Consider the following 18,418-nt stretch of genomic DNA (forward strand, 5'->3'; position numbering starts at 1 on the left):
CCTTATGCGACGAATTTTCCAAATACTCATTGTTCTGTTTGTTCTGGCGCTTGTTGTGATCCAGTTTTTTCAGCCCGAAAAAAACAGCGGTGAAATCGACTCCAATCACATTCTAAAAAGCGAACCGCTTCCGGAAGAAATTTCGAGTTTGCTTGCCAATGCTTGTCTCGACTGTCATTCAAACCAGACCAACTACCTGTGGTATCACCAGGTGGCACCGGTTTCGTGGTTTATTAACGGGCACATTACCGAAGGCAAAAGTGAGCTCAATTTGTCAGACTGGGGAACTTGGGATCCGATTGACAAAATATCAGCGCTCGATGACATGGCTACAGAAGTGAAGAATGGCAAAATGCCGATCAAATCGTATGTATTGATGCACCGCAAAGCCAAGCTGTCCGAAGAACAAAAAGCAAGCTTGGTCGCTTGGACGGAATCGTTTAGCGAGAGAATTTTAACCGGGGAATGAAGAAAAAGCGTCTCGATACCAATTCCATATTCTGAAAAAAAGAGAAGGAGCTTCGCGATGAAACTCCTTCTCTTTTATGACTTGTTCAGCGATTTTAAAACTCCCGTTCGCTAATTAGTTTTCCGTTTGAATCGAACTGTTTCCACACCCCGGTTTTCTCTCCATTGCGATAATACATGTCGTACAGCAAATTACCTTGGTCATCCCAGATTTTCCATTCGCCATGCTTTCTACCATCTTGGTAGTTGGCCAAACCGATCTTTTGTTTGTGCTCATTATAGGTGATCCAGCTCCCGTGCATGATATTCCTCTTGTAACTCCGGATTTCATTCAGTTCGCCATTTTCAAAATAAATCAGCACTTCTCCGTCTTTCTCGCCGTCAATGAGGTTCATTTCCAGTCGGGTGTTTCCGTTGGAATAAACGCTGGTGTAAAAACCGGTATAAGGAGTCGAACCGCGATAGTAAACGCCATCAACTTCTTTAATGCTCTGTGCTTGCGAGCCCAACACGCCAAGCAAAATCAAACCAATCAATAAACTTAATTTCTTCATGCAATTGAATTATTTCTTTGCCGATCGCTTCTTTTTAACTACAGACCATTGCCTGTTTTGGAGCGCCCGGTTCTAATTATTTCATGGGTTTTTATTCTATTTCTGAAACAGTAACAAGAAAAAACCGCTCCTGCTCTCAGAAGCGGTATCAATCTTAAGTATAGAATAAGCCCGAAGATTTTAATTTGCTGTTCTTAAACTAAAATCAACCTGGCTCTTTTTGAGACTTACCCCGACATTTTCAACCGAAGTTTGCTCGTAGGAAATATAGGAAGCTGTCAAATTATATGCTCCGGTTTCAATGTTTTCAAATTGGTATTTTCCGTCAAAATCGGTGTAGGCAACCTGATTCGTTCCTTCCAAAACGATCTTGACACCCACCAACGCCTCGTTGGTTTGCTTATCCACCACCTGACCACTCAGCGTGGTGAATGATTTGGTTTCGGCTTTGTCGGCTTGCTTATTCTCTTTTTCAGATGCAAATGAAAAAGAAAGTATTCCGGCGAATAAAACAGTAACGATTAATGCTTTCATCTTTTTTGAAGTTTTTGTTCGATTCAAAACTACTTCGATCCGATTAAAGCCGAATTACAGTCTGATTAAAGTTTGATTAAAAGAAATATGTTGGTCGTTGGATATTGGAGGGTTGTATTCGTCATTGGACGAATAGTCATTCATCCCTGGTGGTTTGACCTGCGGAATTTGGAACACGGGATTTAGTGCTCGCTTTGACTCAAAAAAAAGTCCTGCCAAATTAGACAGGACTTCAATTGATGATCTTGAAAATCAGTAATCTTTTATTTCGGAAGCGGGTAGCCCTGAAGTTTCTCCAGGTTTAGTGCAATTTCCGACTCCGGGTATTCGTAGTCGTGGAGCTCTCCATTCAGGTATTTGTCGTAACCCACCAGGTCCATCAGTCCATGCCCGCTGAAGTTGAAAAGAATGGTTTTTTCCTTGCCTTCTTCCTTCGCCTTTTTCGCCTCACGAATCACAGCCGCAATGGCATGGGTCGTTTCCGGAGCGGGAATGATGCCTTCGGTTTTTGAAAACAGCAGGCCGGCTTCGAAACACTCACTTTGGTGAATGGCCTGTGCTTCCATCAGTCCATCGCGCAGGGCAGCACTGACCAGTGGAGCCATGCCATGATAACGCAAGCCACCAGCATGAATAGGCGCCGGAACAAAGTTGTGTCCCAGACTGTGCATGGCTAACAGCGGCGTCATCTGCGCCACGTCTCCATTATCGTAAATAAATGGAGCTTTAGTGAGTGTTGGACATGAGAAAGGCTCGGCTCCGATAATTTGAATGTCGGCCCCATGAATTTTGTCGTACATAAACGGAAAGGAGATGCCGGCGAAGTTACTTCCGCCGCCACAGCAACCAATCACGATGTCGGGCTTATCAATTCCCACTTTGGCCAGCTGTTTTTTCGCTTCCAGGCCAATAATCGATTGGTGCAGCATCACGTGGTTTAGCACCGACCCCAGTGTATAGCGTGTTTTGCCTGTTGGATCAGCCACTGCAGCTTCAACGGCTTCAGAAATGGCAATCCCCAACGATCCGGGAGTATCCGGATATTGCGCCAGGATGTCGCGGCCGGCTTGGGTTTCCATGCTCGGACTGGCGATGCAGGTTCCGCCCCAGGTGTTCATCAGCATTTTGCGGAAAGGCTTTTGTTCAAAGCTCACGCGCACCATAAATACTTTGCATTCAATGCCGCCAATCACGGAGCAGGCAAACGACAAGGCCGATCCCCATTGTCCTGCGCCGGTTTCCGTCGTTAGCTTTTTAATTCCAAATTGCTTGTTGTACCAAGCCTGAGGAATGGCAGTGTTGGGTTTGTGGCTTCCGGCAGGAGAAACCCCTTCATTTTTGTAATAGATTTTTGCCGGAGTTCCTAAGGCCGCCTCCAATTCGTAAGCACGAACCAGCGGACTTGGACGCCAGCGAAACAGGTGTTCACGAATTTCTTCCGGAATATCAATCCAGCGCTCCTGGCTGACCTCCTGCTCAATCAGGTTCATTGGAAAAACGGGAGCCAACATTTCAGGAGTAACCGGCTTACCGTCGGGCCCCAGTGGCGGATTTAAAGGTGTTGGAAGATCGGGAGCTAAGTTATACCACTGTTTGGGCATGTCCGCTTCGTCCAGGTAGATGTTTTTTTGTCTGGCCATAATTTATTGGTTTTTAATTCCTATTTTAAAATAAAAATGGGGTCTGCTGCATTTGCAACAAACCCCACTTCACGGCCTTTATGATCGTAAAACAATAGTCTGCTCCAGCGTTTCCATTTTCACGTTACGCCAGTGCCACTCAGTTCCGTATAAAGGCATTTGATACATCAATTCATTAATTTCCCGTAAAACTAGCGAATAAATTAAAGTTTGCAAGCCAATTATGTTTTAGAACCTCATTTTCAGCAGTGCCTTCCCTGTGAAAATAAATTTTTGTCTTTCAAGGATTCAAGCTATTTTTGCAGCTCATTTTCACCGAATACTGACTCAAATGAATAAAGCAACCGTTGTTAGTGGCATCAGGCCAACAGGATATTTACACTTAGGCAATTACTTTGGAGCTGTACAGAATTTTCTGCGTATGCAGGAAGATTATAACTGCTATTTTTTCATTGCCGACATTCACTCGTTGACCACGCACCCTACTCCCGAGAACCTGCAAGCTGGGGTGAAACAAGTGCTGGCCGAGTACCTGGCGTGTGGTATCGATCCTGAGAAATCAACGATCTTTATTCAAAGCGATGTTCCCGAAGTGACCGAGCTGTACACCATTTTGAACATGAATGCCTATCTGGGCGAACTGGAGCGCACCACTTCATTTAAAGACAAAGCGCGCCAACAGCCTGAGAACGTGAATGCCGGCCTGTTGACTTATCCGGTGTTGATGGCTTCGGATATCATCATCCACAAAGCGCACTATGTGCCGGTTGGCAAAGATCAGGAGCAAAACCTGGAGATGGCGCGCAAGTTTGCCAAGCGTTTCAACCGCATGTACAAATCGAAAATCTTCCCCATTCCAAAGCCATTTACATTTGAAGGAGCGGATCTGGTTAAAGTTCCGGGGCTGGACGGCAGTGGTAAAATGGGCAAATCGGAAGGCAATGCCATAAACCTGTACGATACCGAAAAGGAAATCCGTAAGAAAGTGATGCGCGCTGTAACCGACTCTGGCCCATTGGAAATGAATTCGGAGAAACCCGAAGCCATTCAAAACCTGTTTACGTTGATGAAAATTGTATCGCAAGCCGAGGTGGTTGCTCAGTTTGATGAAGCCTACAATAAATGCGAAATTCGCTATGGCGATATGAAAAAGCAACTGGCCGAAGACATTGTGAAGTTCACCACACCCATTCGCGAGCGCATTGTTACTATTTTGGAAGACGAAGCTTATTTGGCCAAGGTGGCCCAAATGGGCGCTGAGAAAGCACGCGAATCAGCCGCAGCAACATTGAATGAAGTGAAAAAAGTGGTTGGCTTCCGCAAATTTTATTAGGCGGAAAAGAAAGCTCTAAACCAAGGCCAGGGCAACACATTCAAACCATTAAATCAACGGGAAATATTTTTACCTTTTGACGTAAACCCACACGCCTGACCCAGGTGTTTCCGTTTTTATCTTTTCCTGAGCCGACTTCGCTTCCTGGAAATTGGCGAAACTGTCTAATGCAATGTAGTGCAAGCCTTTAATGATACCAATGTTTTGCGCGTTGAAACCTTCAGCTTGCTTTTGAGTCACAAATTTAGCTGCATTTGCTTCGCTACGAAAACTTCCACCGATAATAAAATACGGATGATTCTGAACTGGCTCTTCTACGGGCACCGACTCCTCAACAACCGCATCAATAGGGTCAATTTTCTGAACTGTTTCCCTCATCGACATCATTTCAGTCAAACTGCTGAGGTTCGACTTTTGTAGGTTGGTGGTGTTATTTTTTATGGGAACCAATGCCAGTGCAAACAAAAGCGGAATGGCCACCAACACTTTTTTTAGAGTCCGTTTCTGAAAGAAAACCTGCACCGCATCTCGCTCTTCCGGTGTAATTCTAGTGCGAACCAGTTTCTTGGCATACAAGGTCTCATAGTTGAAGGCCGTCAGCCCATACGAATCGAGGTTCAGGTTTTCGCGCATTGCCGGGCTAAACCTCAAATTTTCGTTGTCATCGTAAGCCAAACTCCCAATGCCGTCAATCGAAATGGTTTCACCATCGGTTAAACGGTAGTTGAGTTCCTGCACTAAAAGCTCCACTTTTTTACTGACCGCCAGGTAATTGTCGCCTTCTTTTTCAACCAGGTGGTTGATGAGCAATCCATCGTTGAATGTCAGTTTTTCGTTGAAACTAATTTCCTTGCTTGGCGGATTAAATTGTCCCGACCGGACCGAAGCCGGTTTGTAGTTACTCACAAAACCACCGAAGCCGGGAATGATTACACAATCATTCAGTAGCAAGAGTTCTTTGATGTAGCTTAAAATTTCCACGGAATTATTATTTACGTCCAAAAGTAAAGAAAAATTAACGCGCTGGCAACCCTAAGTTTTCAACATTTTAAGCGAGTTTTCAATGCTGCGGTGTAACATGCACACCGTTTTTGAATTACGCACTGCATATAAATTCGTAGTTTTGGAGAAAATACTCAATCAATTACTATGACTCAGAAAATATTGGTAACCGGTGGAACTGGTTATATTGGCTCGCACACCGTTGTTGAACTGCAGGAAGCGGGCTACGAAGTGGTCGTTGTGGACGATCTTTCCAACTCAAGCAAGGACGTGCTGGACAATATCGAAACAATTTCGGGGAAACGCCCCGCCTTTGAACAGTTCGATTTGGCCGACGCGGCAAAAACAGATGATTTTTTCAGCCGTAACCAGAACATCGCAGCTATTATCCACTTTGCGGCTTCCAAAGCGGTGGGCGAATCGGTACAAATTCCTCTGCATTACTACCGCAACAACCTGGTATCGCTGATGAACATTCTCGAATGCCAGCGTAAGTACAAGATCGCCAACATTGTGTTCTCTTCGTCGTGCACCGTTTACGGGCAGCCCGACAAGTTGCCGGTAACGGAAAGCACACCGCGCAAGGATGCGGAATCGCCCTATGGAAACACCAAGCGGGTAAATGAAGATATTCTGAACGACAGTATCAAGGCTTATCCGGAGTTAAAAGGAATTGCCCTGCGTTATTTCAACCCGATTGGCGCACACCGCTCGGCCTTGATTGGTGAGCTGCCACTTGGTGTTCCACAAAACCTGGTGCCTTTTATTACCCAAACAGCCGCTGGATTGCGTGAAGGACTAAGCGTGTTTGGCGACGACTACGACACACCCGATGGTTCGGCCATTCGCGACTACATCAATGTCGTGGATTTGGCCAAAGCTCACGTTGTTGCCATCCGTCGTTTGCTTGAAAACAAAAACAAAGCGGGTTACGAAGTCTTTAACCTGGGAACCGGCAATGGTTATTCGGTGCTCGAAATTGTAAAAGGCTTTGAAAAAGCCACTGGTGTAAAGCTCAACTACAAAATTGTTCCCCGGCGTGCCGGCGACATTGAAAAGATTTGGGCCGACACCACCTACGCCAACGAAGAGCTGGGCTGGAAAGCCGGAGTGGGCCTCGAAGAAACCTTGCTCTCGGCTTGGAACTGGGAAAAGCGGGTACGCGGGATTGAATAGTAAGCAGTCGCCGTTAGCTGGTGGCTGGTGAAAATTTTAAACGAAGGCTTTGTCCGTTGGGCAGGGCCTTTTTGTTTGAAGGCAAGGTACGTGTGAGGTTAAGGCGGTGCTGTAACCGAGAGAGGAAATAATTCCTCATACTTTTTGCCTTCTAGATCCCCTAAAACGGGTGATGGGGAACCCGCAAGTGACTGGCAGCAGAACATGGACCAAGCGCTTTGCTGCTCCGGGGCAGATCCTCTTCCGCCAGGAAGAGATTGGGAGATGGGGTTTCGTCAGATCCCGTAAAACAGGGATTCATGAACTTTCAAACGCTTCAGCAAGGTGAGTTGCAAAATCAAAACAGCTCGCCCTTTGTTCTTCCATTTTCCAAAGTTTGGAACAATAGAATTCCAGCGTCAACCTTCGATTTATATGTTTTCATACGTGTCAACCAGGTGCTTTTTTTGTAGGTGCCAAAGGTCCGGCATGTATTTCTTCAGCCTCACATGAAAATACTAACTGCGTGTTTCAAGCCCGGAGGGTACCATGAAAAAGTTTTCGCTCCCAGCTGTTAGTTGCTCATTCGTTTTCCTCTTAGGCTAACATAGAGGGGAGGTTTGCCTGGTCTTGTTTACAAACAAATCCAGCCGTCAAGCGTTAGTAGGGCTAGAAAGGAGTTTTACACGATGGAGACGGATAAATTCAAGACTTTGCGCTACCGGCTGATGGAAACCGAGAGCTGGCCGTTGGAATACATGTTTAAGTTTATTACCCCAAATAAGGAGGGTAAAGTGGATCAAATCAAAGCCATCTTGCCCGATCATGGCGAGACTTCGTTTAAACATACTGCCAACCTCAACCATGTAGCCATTACTTGCGTTGCCACCATGGAAAATGCTGATCAAATCATTGAGGTGACCGAAAAGGCGGATGCCATTGACGGGGTTATCATCTTGTAAATCACCGTTTAGACTCGGTCGGAAGGCTTTGGTATTTACCATTAAATTAGCTAAGTTGCAAGTCGTTTAATAAACCATATCTGATCTTTACGCACATGAAAAAACCGAGACTAATTACCTTTCTTCTTATTTTGCCTGGCTTTGTTTGCCTTATTCATTGTTCAGCACCCGACAAAGGGGAAAAAGAGAAAGATATTCAAAGTACATCGGAGGTCCCGGCAACACTAAAAGCGAATTTTACACTTGTCGGAAGAATTCACGCAGGTGGTGATACGCTGACCAATTCGGTTTTGGAGATTTATGAGGGATCTGTTTTAGTTGAAGAAACAAAAGTAACTAATAATCAGCGATTCCAGGCGAATTTGCAATTTAATAAAGAATACACGGTTGTGTTTTCGAAGCCTGGTTTCTCTACAAAACGAATTTCGGTCAATACCGATATTCCGGATAACACCAATAATGGGTTTCCTCCTTTTCAGATTGAAGTGGGTTTAGATCAAGTCCAAACCAATGCCGCCATTGATCAACCCAATCCAGTTGGAAAAATTTATTATAATGCGGAGATTGACAACTTTGATTCAGAGGTTTTCATGGACCATTGACTTCAATAAAGGCAGAAGGGCTATTGTTGTTTTCCCTTCCAAGGAAATTTCTTACGCTTTGCGTCTTTGCGGGAATGAGCTTTTCTATCCCTCCAAGCACGAAGAACACAACGTTAATTGAATCGTAATTAGGCCCATATTTTTTTGAATCTCAGTTCCACAATACTACATGAAGCTTGCAGATTTTTGCTTAAAGGCGACTGAACAGTTGACTTTCAAGGTCATTAGTTGTCATTCAAATGCCATGCATCGCCAGTGGTCGGACGAAACTGGATACTGGACTGGGACTGAATACTGTTTTGTATCCGAAAAAAAGATTGTACATTTGCCTTCGTATTTGTGGAAAGATTTGAGATTGATTGCAACCACATAAAAAAAATGCTAAAGCAATCGGCTTTACCTTTTTAGTTCCCTTCAATCTCCTTTTTACAACTGATTTTAAGCTGCTGCAATTCAATTGCTTCAGGTAGTTCATTGTTAATTTAATAAACTTAGATATGAGTTATTTATTTACAAGTGAATCGGTATCCGAAGGACACCCGGATAAAGTTTCCGATCAGATTTCAGATGCGTTGGTGGATGAGTTTTTAGCCTTTGACCCCAATTCGAAAGTAGCGATTGAAACCCTGGTTACAACCGGGCAAGTGGTGTTGGCTGGCGAAGTGAAATCGCAAACCTATGTGGATGTGTTGGAAGCTACCCGTAAAGTGATTAACGAAATTGGTTATACCAAAGCCGAGTACCGTTTTGATGGGGATTCGTGCGGGGTGCTGACCGCTATTCATGAGCAAAGTCCCGATATTAACCGCGGGGTTGACAAGGCGGATAGAATGGATCAGGGTGCCGGAGACCAGGGAATGATGTTTGGTTATGCCTGCAAGGAAACTGACAACTACATGCCACTGCCGCTCGAATTGTCGCATCTGATCTTGATTGAGCTGGCTGCTGTTCGTCGCCAAGGAAAGGAAATGACTTATCTGCGGCCGGATTCGAAATCGCAGGTGACCATTGAATACAACGACGACAATTCGCCGAAACGGGTGGATACGATTGTGGTGTCGACCCAGCACGATGAGTTTGATGCCGACGAGCCGATGCTGGCAAAAATTAAGGAAGATGTCATTAACATCCTCATGCCACGAGTAATCGCGCAATTGCCGGATCGTGTGAAAGCCCTGTTTGGCGACGATATCACGTACCATGTAAACCCGACCGGGAAGTTTGTGATCGGCGGGCCACATGGAGATACCGGGTTGACCGGGCGTAAAATTATTGTGGATACCTATGGTGGCAAAGGAGCTCACGGTGGCGGTGCGTTCTCGGGGAAAGACCCCTCGAAAGTGGATCGCTCGGCTGCCTATGCTGCCCGCCACATTGCCAAGAACCTTGTGGCGGCAGGAGTTGCCGATGAGATTCTGGTACAGCTGGCCTATGCCATTGGTGTTGCCCAGCCGGTTGGGATTTTTGTGAATACATACGGCACTGCCAATGTGAAGCTCGACGATGGGCAGATTGCAAGGAAAGTGAAGGAACTGTTTGATCTGCGTCCGGCAGCCATTGAAGAACGGTTGAAACTGCGCAAGCCGATTTACCGCGAAACAGCGGCCTATGGGCATATGGGGCGTACACCGCAGTTGATGACCAAAGTGTTTAGCTCACCTTATTTTGGTGATCTGGAAGTAGAAGTTGAGCTGTTTACTTGGGAAAAACTGGACTTTGTTGATCAGATAAAAGCAAGCTTCGGCATTTAAGCCAAAAGATGATAAAATTGAAAAACCCGGGCTGTGCAGCCCGGGTTTTTCAATTTTATGATTGTCCGTAAAGCTATTTCATTCTGCCATAGCGGTCAATTATTGACATTCATGGTCATTCTATTGTCATAGATCGTTTCAAAACAACAAAATGACAACCTAATGATAATTGAATGACTTTTAATGACATGAGGAAATCTTACGGATATTTTCCCATTTTTTCACAAGGTCCAACTGGCGCTTAAGGCCATCCCCAGCGATTGCAGCTTCACCTTGGCGTAACCGATATCCTTGACTGGAATTTTTAGATAAGGTTGCAGACTGAGGCTCATTTTTGAAGTCAGTCGTTGCTGGTAGCTTGCATGCAGGTTTAGAACACTCAGCCAGTGCTGATTTTCGTTGACCAGGTGAATGTCCGCTGGAACTTCCCCGTATGGGTCGTCGGAAACAAAACGGTAATCTTCCCTCAACATGATGTACGACGAAATTCCGGTTCCCAGGCTGATGGTCGTTTTCCCTTTGTCGATAATGGCATAGTTGATATTTAGAGGAATATCCAATACGCGGCAGTCAGCATCTACTGCCTGAATATCAGGATCGCCATAGCCATTGTTTCCGTTTGAATAATTGCTGCTAAAACCGGTTTCGTAAAGCTTTTTGGCGTATAGCGCTCCGGTGCTGAAGCTCCACCGCCTGCTCAGGCCCAAAGTCAACAACAGGCCAACATCAGTGCCCGTTTTGCCATTGTTCAGGTTATCCACCCCATTATATGCGGGTGCAACCAGAAGACTTAAAGCCACCGGCCGATTCTTCGGCTCTGAAACAATGGCATGGTCAGGTTCTGCAACTACGGGATTCCGGATAACCGTTGATTCTTCTGCTCCCTGACTGGATGGTTGATCGTCCGGCTTTTGATCTGATGCTAATTCCTTGTCAGCCGGGTTTATGGAATCGGTTCGTGTAGCAACTTGGTTTTCCGCAATATTCTCTTTCTGTGCTATTTCTTTTAAGTCGGAAGCCTTCCTTTGAAGGCTGTCCGGTTCCGGGGTTGACACCTGTTCGCCCGATACTCCCGATTCTTCACGACGTGTTTTTTCAGCAAGCTGTTCAACAATGGGTTGGTGAGCTGCCAATTCCGGAGAATCGCTTGGTTCGGCAGTGGAATCCGTTTCTTGTTCTTCTGGTGCAGGCAGACTTTCGTTTTGTTTTTCTGGTGTTTGAGATGCTTGTTGTTCGGTTGCTACTTGGCGATTGGATGGTTCCTGTGTTACAGGCCACAACGCCCAAATTCCAAATGCCAGCAGCAAAATGGCGGCAACTCCGGTTAAGGGTTTCAACCAAACGGTTGCATACTTTCTCCGGGTATAGCGATTGAGTCGTTGTGCCAGTGCAGTCCAATCCTGTTCGCGAAAATCAACCGGATCCTTTCCTTGATTCAGTCCTTTTCGAAACAATTCGTCAATATGCTCTCCCTCCCTGCTTTTCATAGTCAATTTTCTTCCGGTTTTTGAAAAAAGTTCTTGCTTTTCAAAATAAACAAGACAACGATTGAATGCGCTACCATTAACATTTGCTGCAATTTTTGGCGGGCTTTGTGCAAGTTCGAACGCGATGTGCTTGCGCTGATGCCAATCATTTGCCCAATTTCTTCGTGCGAGTATCCATCAATGGCGTAAAGGTTGAAAACGATCCGGTAGGTGGGCGGAAGGCGCTGAATAACAGCCAACAATTCGTTGTATCCAAGTTGGTGTTCGATGTTCGCTTCATGCGAGGGATCATTTGATTTTCCGAGATCCTCCATGTGCGACCATTTCAAATTTGCCCGGTAATAGTCAATGGATGCATGGTATATAATTTTAGACAGCCAAGATTTAAAAGGCCATTGAGGATCGTATTTTTCAATGTTTGTAAATGCTTTGAAAAAGCCTTCGTTCAAGATTTCCGAAGCCTCCGACTGACTGTTGGCATAGCGTAAGCAAATTTTCATGGCATAGCCATAAAGCCGTTTGTACAAGATTTCCTGGCTTTGTCTGTCTTGCTTTTTACAACCATCAATCAGTTGCTGTAGTTCTTTTTCTTCCATGTAAGGAACTGCTTAGTCATGTTGCTGCCGCTGTTGATTTTATTTTGCTTACAGCCAGCATGTTAGATGATTAACAACTGTTTGGGTAATTGGTTTATTCCATCGTCAATCTTTTAGAGTGAAAGTTCGGGTGATGCTAAAACCCCAGCGAAATTCACCATCAGCCCAGGAACTAGTGGTTCCCGGAATAAACTGGTTTTCGAGAATGGCTGTGGAGTTGGTAAAGCTGAGGTTAAACACATGTCCGCCGGTTTCAATTTCAAGGCCAACTCCTAAGGGGTTGTGGAATTCGAATTCATGTTGATTGAGGAAATAATCCTGGCTTTCCTGGCTTCGGAAACTGATGACGTAATCGACGACCAAGGCTATCCGGCGACTGAACTTCACCCGGCTTCCAATACCCAAGGCTAACAGGTTATTCATCTCCTGAAAGGATACATAATTTCGGCGGACATAGGTTGGTGACAAGGCCAGCGACAGTTTGTCACTGAATTTGCGGGCAATGATCACCTGCGCCACATAGCTCATGCGGTCGCCGAACGTCTGAAAACTGGCATCCGATGTGGCGAGCTCAAGCTCTTCCATGGTTGAAACGACTGCATTTCCAAACAGACTAACGGAGACCGGCACGCGATCATCAACTGTTTGGCGCATCAGGCGGTATTTTGTATTCAAATAGAATAGTTGTCGCTGGTGGGTGCTGATGCCGTTGGGCGCTCCTTTTGCACGACCCAGGCCGATGCTCCATCTGTTGGACAGGCCGTAATCAAAGCCAATCAGGATATCGGTCGAATTGTCTAGTCCAAAAAAAGTTTTGAGACCGCCATTGCCTCCTGCAAGATCGCCAAACCGGTGCTTTACCACAAACAGCAAGTCGTTTTTATAAATGGTTTCGTTGGATTGGCCATTGATGATCCAAGGCGACTTAAAGGTAGCGATGACTGGAAGAGGTGCCTTTTTGGCTTCCGAATCGGCAAATAACTTGCTCAAATCTTCCTGTGCCCAAAGCGGCATAGGACAGATGTAAGTTAACAGCAGTAATAAAATGGGTTTCATCGATTTCATTTTACGATTTTCAAATCATCGGATTCATATTTAGCAGCAACGCTTACTTCTACCACCTCTGCAATGTTCTTAATCAGCAGACGTGGAATTTTTATTTGATGATCGACCAATTTTACCAAAAACGTTGCCTGTGCCTCAACGGCCTGTTTTGTTACCCTCAGTTCGCCATTCACACGGTAGCTTTTGGTTACATTGTGAATGGTGAGCTCGCCTTCCACGTTTACGGGATAGGTTCCGGCGGCCGAAAAATCAACCTCACTCGTGAGTTGTCCTTTAAACTCGGCATGGGGATATTTGTGGCTTTCCATGTAGTTTTCGTTAAAATGTTCCTGCATCAGGCTTTTTCTGAATTGAAAAGAGCGGATCGCCACCTTGAAATAGATTGACTTTGACTCAACATTCAGGGCCGAAACGCCGGTGTGGCTTTCGGCAGTAATATCCTCAATTGGAGCATCCGAAAAAAAGCTTAAGCTGACATCCTCCGAGGTCAGAACCTGCGCCTGGGTAAACAGATTGGTTAATAGAAAAAAAGCAGATGTCCATACAAATTTCATATGATTAAATTATTTGTTTTCCATGGTCCGCCAGTTGGCGGATGGAATTTACCCGCAATAATCCCCTTTGCGTAAAGACTTTCCATTGCTTGTTTCACGAGCTCGAAGTCCTAATTCAGTGGTGCACAATTTTGGATCCAAACGTTGAGCGAATCGCGAATTGCCTTTGGTAGTGGCGCCGTACCTTGTGGCATGTCGGCGCCATCTTGAATTACGCGGGCGTAAAATGAATTTCCCGTGGCATATGTCAGCAGTCCATTGTAGTTTGTAAAATCACCCGGGCCGCTCGAATTGCCGGTGTGGTGACAACTGATGCAGTATTGATCCACAACGCTTTTCACATAATTGTTGTAGGTAACATCCATATCAGGAAATTGAGGCACGCAGTCTTCTTCCTGCTTTGGGTCTTCCTCCGGTAACATTTCGTCGGCTTCGTTGCTACAACCATAAAGAAGGATGATGCCGGTGACTAAAATTAAATAACTTGTTTTTTTCATCGGGGAATAACTTTTTGTTTATTCATTATTTTTCAATAAGCTCAGATCCGGGATTCAACCGGAACTGATGCTTTCTTTTGTCAATAACCACCACCGTTTCCGCCTGTGTTGGTTGAAGAGCTGCTACTTTTTGTTAATGTGGCAATCACTTCACCACCCGGATAGTCTACCGTATGAATTTGAATGTAGATTTGTCCTGCTGCAAGATCGCTGGCTTGTTGTGAGGTGAGGGTAACTTTCCCCGACACCGACCCTCCAGTGCTTTCCGCGAAACCTGGGATGCCCACCATTACCGGACCGTCATTGTGAAAGTGCATGTTTGCAACGTTAGATCCCAGGCCAGAATAGCTTGCTGAATAGGAGAGCTCCATCGTAGCCGGATCGTAAGTGGCAGTGGCAGAGCCGGTGGCGCTTGTCATCACCTCGTTATTAGCTTTGACAAAATCGCCGGCGTAGTTGACCTTCATGTCGACCATCTCCTCCGTATCCGAATCATCGCCGCAGGAGGTCAGTCCAACAAAGAACAAGATCATCAAAACGGCCATCCAACTTGTTTTTTTCTTAGATAAATAATTGATTGTTTTCATAACGCTGAATTTTAATGGGTTATTAAATGCTGTTAACGTGACTCTGAAATGAAGAGTCAAACCGTTTATACAGTCGCTTCTATTAATGAATACGGGAGGGAAAATTGAAACGCTGCCTTAAAAAATACATTTTTGTCTTTTATTTTTTAATTCTGCCGTGACATATTCAAAAATCTGATTGTTCCAGCCTGAATTCGGCAACTGCCGAAAACAGCCAGATTTTTCTCCTGACAGATAGGGGAAGGGTAAATCGGGAGAAGAATTAGAATGGTCATTGGAGTCTGTTAAAGTGGAATTGTCTCGAACAGTCTGATTTGCTACTCCCAATAGCAAAGGGTGTGCTTTTTATGATGCAGCTGGTGTCCGGTTTATTTGTCATGTTTTTTGTTTATAGGCCAACAAATTTTCTTAATTTGGGTACTCAAAGCAAGCCGGGCGATCGAGTTTCGGTTTGGCTTTAATTTTTAAAAACAATTAAAAAGCAGAAACATGGAAAAAACAGGATGGTTATCAGTGGCAATGGTGTCAGCAGCTTTGGTAATTGCCGGGTATTTTGTGGGCAATATGCACAAAAATTCGATCAAATATAATCGGCATGTAGAGGTAAAAGGTCTGTCGGAACGCGAAGTGGAGGCCGATTTAGCCGTTTGGCCAATTCAAATCACGCTGACCGGCAATGATCTCAAATTGCTGAAGACCGATATTGAAAGGCAAAAGGCCGAGGTGCAGCAGTTTTTTCTGGATCAAGGTTTTAACCGAGAAGAGTTGAGCATGGGCTCGACCAATATTGAAGATGCCCGCGCCCAAATGTATGGAGGAAACATGGACAACCGCCAATACCGATATGTAGTAAAAACGGAGTTCACGGTTCGAACCAGTGACATTGATAAGCTTCAAACGGCTCTTTCCGGATCGCTTGAACTGATCTCGAAAGGCGTTTTGATTGGATCGAAGAATACCTGGCAGCCCATCGAATTTATTTTTACCAAGCTGAATGAAATTAAGCCTTCGATGATTGAAGAGGCAACTATGAATGCGCGTGAAGTGGCTGAAAAGTTCGCTAAAGACTCTGATTCGAAAGTTGGAAAGATCAAGACCGCGCGTCAGGGACTGTTCACCATAACCGATCGCGATCAAAACAGTCCGCATATCAAAATTGTGCGGGTCGTATCAACCATCGATTACTTTTTACAAGATTAATTGGACTCATTTTATGCGTTCTAATGCGAAACCTATGTGGTCAGAATCCCGTTCTTTATTGGACGGGATTTTTTTATGGTTTTGTAATCATTTGTTATAAAAACGGGGAGCTGTAATTGTTTTGTAATTTTCATTATCTGTTTGTCGGATAGGAATTTAAAGCTTGTTTGGCGATTGGCAAGTATAGGACAAACAGTTTAATTAATCGTTTTGTAATAATTTGTTAATCCCACTGTAATGTTTTAGGTATTCATTTGCCATTGAATTCCATGAGAGGAATAACTAATTTTTTATCAATCTTAAGTATATGAAACGTATTGGCGTAACAACGTTAGTCGTGTTTTGCATGACTTTAGTGGGCCTGGCCCAAACAACAGATGAATTTAAACCGGGTGGGAGACCAACGATGAGAATTTTCAGTAATTACCACAGCACCTTTTCGGATGGAGAAACCGCCTCGGCTTTCGAGCTTACCCGGGTCTACTTGGGGTATCAGCACCAGTTTAGTAAGGAATTATTTGGAGCCGCCGTGCTTGATGTAGGTAATCCAGGTGTTGGCAGCCTGCAAATGACAGCCTATGTGAAAAATGCCTTTTTGCGCTACCGCAAGAATGGGTTGGACGTAAATTTTGGTTTGATTGCAACCAACCAGTTTAAAATCCAGGAGGACAACTGGGGCTATCGCTATCATGAGAAATCGCTTCAAGATGAATTTGGATTCAATTCGAGCGCCGATCTGGGGGTGAGCGTGGCTTACCAATTTTCAGAGGTCATTTCGGCCGATGTGATTGTTTCCAATGGCGAAGGCTATAAAAAACTACAGAATGACAGTGTGTTCCGGACCGGCTTTGGCGTGACGCTTACTCCAGTGAAAAAATTGACGGGTCGGGTGTACTATGATTTTAGCTCCAAAGAACACACGCAGTCCTCTTTGGCTACCTTCATAGGTTACGAAGCCGATCAGTTTCGGTTGGGTGCCGAATACAACAAGCAGTTCAACTGGCGCTTTCAGGAAGATCAGGACTGGAGCGGTGTGTCGTTTTATGCCACTTATCATTTGGCCAAAAAAGTCAAGCTGTTTGCCCGCTACGACAAACTTTATTCAAATACCCTGGTGGGGGAAACCGAAGCCTGGAACCTTTCAAACGATGGGCAGGTCTTTATTGCCGGGCTCGAGTTTGCCCCGGTGAAGGGAGTGAAACTGGCCCCAAGATATAAAGGTTGGAGTCCGGATGACGCAGGTCAGCCCATTAGCTCCAGTCTCTATTTAAATTGTGAAATCAGATTTTAATTTATAAATGAAAAACATGAAAACATTGCTATCCCTTGTTTTGGTCGTGGTTCTTTTTAGTGCCTGTCAAAACTCCGCCAAGAAGGCGGGAGAATCCGAAGGTAGTTCCGTGAGCTTGACAGCTGCAGGAGCAACATTTCCTTTGCCATACTACAATTTGGTGTTTAAAGATTATACGAAAGAAACCGGCGTTCAGGTCACCTATGGAGGCATTGGATCTGGTGGCGGTATTCGTAGCTTGAAAGATAAAGTAGTTGATTTTGGAGCTACCGATGCATACTTGAATGACGCTCAATTGGAGGAAATGCCAGCCGAAGTGGTTCACATTCCAACCTGCATGGGCGCGGTAGTTATCGCTTATAACTTGCCGGGAGTGGACGAACTGAAACTATCAGATATTCTGTTGGAAAAAATATTCATGGGCGAGATCACCCGTTGGAACGATCCGGCTTTGAAAAGCAACAACGAAGGAGTAGCCCTTCCCGATCTGGAAATCTTGTTTGTGCATCGCTCGGATGGTAGCGGAACCACCCATATTTTCAGTGACTATATGAGCAAAGTCAGCCAAAAATGGGCTAATGAAGTGGGAACCGGAAAGTCTCTGAAATGGCCGGTAGGTATGGGAGCCAAAGGAAATCCGGGCGTTGCCGGAACCATTAGCCAAACCGAAGGTGCCATTGGCTATATCGGTTCTGAATTTGCCTTTGCCCAAAAGATTCAAACCGCCAAAGTTCAAAACAGCAGTGGCGAATACATTGAGCCGAGCATTGAAAGCATTAGTGCTGCCGCTCAAGGTGAGATTCCTGCCGACACACGGGTAATGGTGACCAATTCATCTTATCCAACGGCTTATCCAATCAGCGGATTTACCTGGATCATTTTGTATAAGGAGCAGGCGTACGATGGTCGTTCGGAGGCTTTGGCCCGCGGAACAGTTGAGTTTCTTGACTGGTTGGTTAGTGAAGATGCACAGGCTCAAGCTGCCAAGGTGAACTACGCTCCGCTGCCTGATGCCACTGTTGAAAAAGCGAAAGCCATCCTTCGCAGTGTGACTTACAACGGTGAAGCACTTTTGAGAGAATAAACTGATTTAAGCTTTACTCAGCGGGTGATCTAAAGTTGCCCGCTGAGTAAGAAAAG

The 18,418-nt window shown here is 45.1% G+C and carries 19 protein-coding genes; 9 read left to right on the top strand and 10 right to left on the bottom strand.

The features are described 5' to 3' along the window. The first annotated feature begins 4 nt into the window (after window positions 1-4). Window positions 5-469, top strand: a complete 465-nt coding sequence (locus tag AAC033_RS03025; RefSeq protein ID WP_339735248.1) for a heme-binding domain-containing protein — start codon at window positions 5-7, stop codon at window positions 467-469. 94 nt (window positions 470-563) lie between these two features. Here AAC033_RS03025 and AAC033_RS03030 read toward each other — a convergent pair whose 3' ends face one another. The 3 genes from AAC033_RS03030 to AAC033_RS03040 form a co-directional block, all read right to left on the bottom strand. Then, the gene (locus AAC033_RS03030; protein ID WP_339735250.1) at window positions 564-1,022 is read right to left on the bottom strand and encodes a toxin-antitoxin system YwqK family antitoxin; all 459 of its coding nucleotides are present in this window, start codon (window positions 1,020-1,022) and stop codon (window positions 564-566) included. Window positions 1,023-1,202: 180 nt separating this feature from the next. Then, window positions 1,203-1,556: a carboxypeptidase-like regulatory domain-containing protein gene (locus tag AAC033_RS03035; RefSeq protein WP_339735252.1), complete on the bottom strand. Its 354-nt coding sequence runs from the start codon at window positions 1,554-1,556 to the stop codon at window positions 1,203-1,205. Between the two features lie 263 nt (window positions 1,557-1,819). Further along, the gene (locus tag AAC033_RS03040; RefSeq protein WP_339735254.1) at window positions 1,820-3,196 is read right to left on the bottom strand and encodes a TrpB-like pyridoxal phosphate-dependent enzyme; all 1,377 of its coding nucleotides are present in this window, start codon (window positions 3,194-3,196) and stop codon (window positions 1,820-1,822) included. Between the two features lie 331 nt (window positions 3,197-3,527). On the opposite strand from AAC033_RS03040, the gene trpS reads away from it, so the two are divergent. Further along, window positions 3,528-4,529, top strand: coding sequence for a tryptophan--tRNA ligase (gene trpS / locus AAC033_RS03045; protein ID WP_339735256.1), 1,002 nt, complete (start codon window positions 3,528-3,530; stop codon window positions 4,527-4,529). A gap of 69 nt (window positions 4,530-4,598) precedes the next feature. Here the strand turns inward: trpS and AAC033_RS03050 are convergent, their stop codons facing one another. Continuing rightward, window positions 4,599-5,510: an SPOR domain-containing protein gene (locus tag AAC033_RS03050; protein WP_339735258.1), complete on the bottom strand. Its 912-nt coding sequence runs from the start codon at window positions 5,508-5,510 to the stop codon at window positions 4,599-4,601. Window positions 5,511-5,678: 168 nt separating this feature from the next. Between AAC033_RS03050 and galE the strand changes: the two genes are divergently transcribed. The 4 genes from galE (at window position 5,679) to metK (ending at window position 10,001) form a co-directional block, all read left to right on the top strand. Beyond that, window positions 5,679-6,707 carry a UDP-glucose 4-epimerase GalE gene (galE, locus tag AAC033_RS03055; RefSeq protein WP_339735260.1) on the top strand — a complete coding sequence of 343 codons (1,029 nt, stop codon included), beginning with the start codon at window positions 5,679-5,681 and terminating at the stop codon, window positions 6,705-6,707. 668 nt (window positions 6,708-7,375) lie between these two features. Next, window positions 7,376-7,648 (top strand): DUF493 family protein, encoded by a 273-nt coding sequence (locus AAC033_RS03060; RefSeq protein ID WP_339735262.1) that lies wholly within the window; start codon window positions 7,376-7,378, stop codon window positions 7,646-7,648. A gap of 95 nt (window positions 7,649-7,743) precedes the next feature. Next, a complete protein-coding gene (locus AAC033_RS03065; protein ID WP_339735264.1) occupies window positions 7,744-8,250 on the top strand; it encodes a hypothetical protein in 507 nt (168 codons plus the stop codon). A gap of 497 nt (window positions 8,251-8,747) precedes the next feature. Further along, on the top strand, window positions 8,748-10,001 hold the full coding sequence (gene metK / locus AAC033_RS03070; RefSeq protein ID WP_339735266.1) for a methionine adenosyltransferase: 1,254 nt from the start codon (window positions 8,748-8,750) through the stop codon (window positions 9,999-10,001). A 221-nt stretch (window positions 10,002-10,222) separates the two neighbouring features. On the opposite strand, the gene AAC033_RS03075 is transcribed toward metK, so the two are convergent. From AAC033_RS03075 to AAC033_RS03100, 6 genes are all read right to left on the bottom strand, one after another. Then, window positions 10,223-11,488, bottom strand: coding sequence for a hypothetical protein (locus AAC033_RS03075; protein ID WP_339735268.1), 1,266 nt, complete (start codon window positions 11,486-11,488; stop codon window positions 10,223-10,225). 2 nt (window positions 11,489-11,490) lie between these two features. Further along, window positions 11,491-12,084: a sigma-70 family RNA polymerase sigma factor gene (locus AAC033_RS03080; protein WP_339735270.1), complete on the bottom strand. Its 594-nt coding sequence runs from the start codon at window positions 12,082-12,084 to the stop codon at window positions 11,491-11,493. Window positions 12,085-12,189: 105 nt separating this feature from the next. Beyond that, entirely contained in the window at window positions 12,190-13,140 is a 951-nt protein-coding gene (locus tag AAC033_RS03085; protein ID WP_339735272.1) for a DUF5777 family beta-barrel protein, read from the bottom strand. 5 nt (window positions 13,141-13,145) lie between these two features. After that, a complete protein-coding gene (locus tag AAC033_RS03090; RefSeq protein ID WP_339735274.1) occupies window positions 13,146-13,703 on the bottom strand; it encodes a YceI family protein in 558 nt (185 codons plus the stop codon). Between the two features lie 110 nt (window positions 13,704-13,813). Beyond that, window positions 13,814-14,200 (bottom strand): hypothetical protein, encoded by a 387-nt coding sequence (locus tag AAC033_RS03095; protein WP_339735276.1) that lies wholly within the window; start codon window positions 14,198-14,200, stop codon window positions 13,814-13,816. An 80-nt stretch (window positions 14,201-14,280) separates the two neighbouring features. Beyond that, the gene (locus tag AAC033_RS03100) at window positions 14,281-14,787 is read right to left on the bottom strand and encodes a CHRD domain-containing protein (protein WP_339735278.1); all 507 of its coding nucleotides are present in this window, start codon (window positions 14,785-14,787) and stop codon (window positions 14,281-14,283) included. 489 nt (window positions 14,788-15,276) lie between these two features. Between AAC033_RS03100 and AAC033_RS03105 the strand changes: the two genes are divergently transcribed. From AAC033_RS03105 to pstS, 3 genes are all read left to right on the top strand, one after another. Beyond that, window positions 15,277-15,987, top strand: coding sequence for an SIMPL domain-containing protein (locus AAC033_RS03105; protein ID WP_339735280.1), 711 nt, complete (start codon window positions 15,277-15,279; stop codon window positions 15,985-15,987). A 307-nt stretch (window positions 15,988-16,294) separates the two neighbouring features. Then, a complete protein-coding gene (locus AAC033_RS03110) occupies window positions 16,295-17,278 on the top strand; it encodes a hypothetical protein (protein WP_339735282.1) in 984 nt (327 codons plus the stop codon). Between the two features lie 16 nt (window positions 17,279-17,294). After that, window positions 17,295-18,362: a phosphate ABC transporter substrate-binding protein PstS gene (gene pstS / locus AAC033_RS03115; protein WP_339735284.1), complete on the top strand. Its 1,068-nt coding sequence runs from the start codon at window positions 17,295-17,297 to the stop codon at window positions 18,360-18,362. Window positions 18,363-18,418 lie beyond the last annotated feature (56 nt).

This window comes from uncultured Sunxiuqinia sp. (assembly GCF_963974515.1).
GTDB lineage: Bacteria > Bacteroidota > Bacteroidia > Bacteroidales > Prolixibacteraceae > Sunxiuqinia.

What these genes read in the sequence shown, in the direction of transcription:
- AAC033_RS03025 (WP_339735248.1), top strand. Translation starts at nt 5, where the DNA reads ATGCGACGAATTTTCCAAATACTCATTGTTCTGTTTGTTCTGGCGCTT.
- AAC033_RS03030 (WP_339735250.1), bottom strand. Translation starts at nt 1,022, where the DNA reads ATGAAGAAATTAAGTTTATTGATTGGTTTGATTTTGCTTGGCGTGTTG.
- AAC033_RS03035 (WP_339735252.1), bottom strand. Translation starts at nt 1,556, where the DNA reads ATGAAAGCATTAATCGTTACTGTTTTATTCGCCGGAATACTTTCTTTT.
- AAC033_RS03040 (WP_339735254.1), bottom strand. Translation starts at nt 3,196, where the DNA reads ATGGCCAGACAAAAAAACATCTACCTGGACGAAGCGGACATGCCCAAA.
- trpS (WP_339735256.1), top strand. Translation starts at nt 3,528, where the DNA reads ATGAATAAAGCAACCGTTGTTAGTGGCATCAGGCCAACAGGATATTTA.
- galE (WP_339735260.1), top strand. Translation starts at nt 5,679, where the DNA reads ATGACTCAGAAAATATTGGTAACCGGTGGAACTGGTTATATTGGCTCG.
- AAC033_RS03060 (WP_339735262.1), top strand. Translation starts at nt 7,376, where the DNA reads ATGGAGACGGATAAATTCAAGACTTTGCGCTACCGGCTGATGGAAACC.
- AAC033_RS03065 (WP_339735264.1), top strand. Translation starts at nt 7,744, where the DNA reads ATGAAAAAACCGAGACTAATTACCTTTCTTCTTATTTTGCCTGGCTTT.
- metK (WP_339735266.1), top strand. Translation starts at nt 8,748, where the DNA reads ATGAGTTATTTATTTACAAGTGAATCGGTATCCGAAGGACACCCGGAT.
- AAC033_RS03075 (WP_339735268.1), bottom strand. Translation starts at nt 11,488, where the DNA reads ATGAAAAGCAGGGAGGGAGAGCATATTGACGAATTGTTTCGAAAAGGA.
- AAC033_RS03080 (WP_339735270.1), bottom strand. Translation starts at nt 12,084, where the DNA reads ATGGAAGAAAAAGAACTACAGCAACTGATTGATGGTTGTAAAAAGCAA.
- AAC033_RS03085 (WP_339735272.1), bottom strand. Translation starts at nt 13,140, where the DNA reads ATGAAACCCATTTTATTACTGCTGTTAACTTACATCTGTCCTATGCCG.
- AAC033_RS03090 (WP_339735274.1), bottom strand. Translation starts at nt 13,703, where the DNA reads ATGAAATTTGTATGGACATCTGCTTTTTTTCTATTAACCAATCTGTTT.
- AAC033_RS03095 (WP_339735276.1), bottom strand. Translation starts at nt 14,200, where the DNA reads ATGAAAAAAACAAGTTATTTAATTTTAGTCACCGGCATCATCCTTCTT.
- AAC033_RS03100 (WP_339735278.1), bottom strand. Translation starts at nt 14,787, where the DNA reads ATGAAAACAATCAATTATTTATCTAAGAAAAAAACAAGTTGGATGGCC.
- AAC033_RS03105 (WP_339735280.1), top strand. Translation starts at nt 15,277, where the DNA reads ATGGAAAAAACAGGATGGTTATCAGTGGCAATGGTGTCAGCAGCTTTG.
- AAC033_RS03110 (WP_339735282.1), top strand. Translation starts at nt 16,295, where the DNA reads ATGAAACGTATTGGCGTAACAACGTTAGTCGTGTTTTGCATGACTTTA.
- pstS (WP_339735284.1), top strand. Translation starts at nt 17,295, where the DNA reads ATGAAAACATTGCTATCCCTTGTTTTGGTCGTGGTTCTTTTTAGTGCC.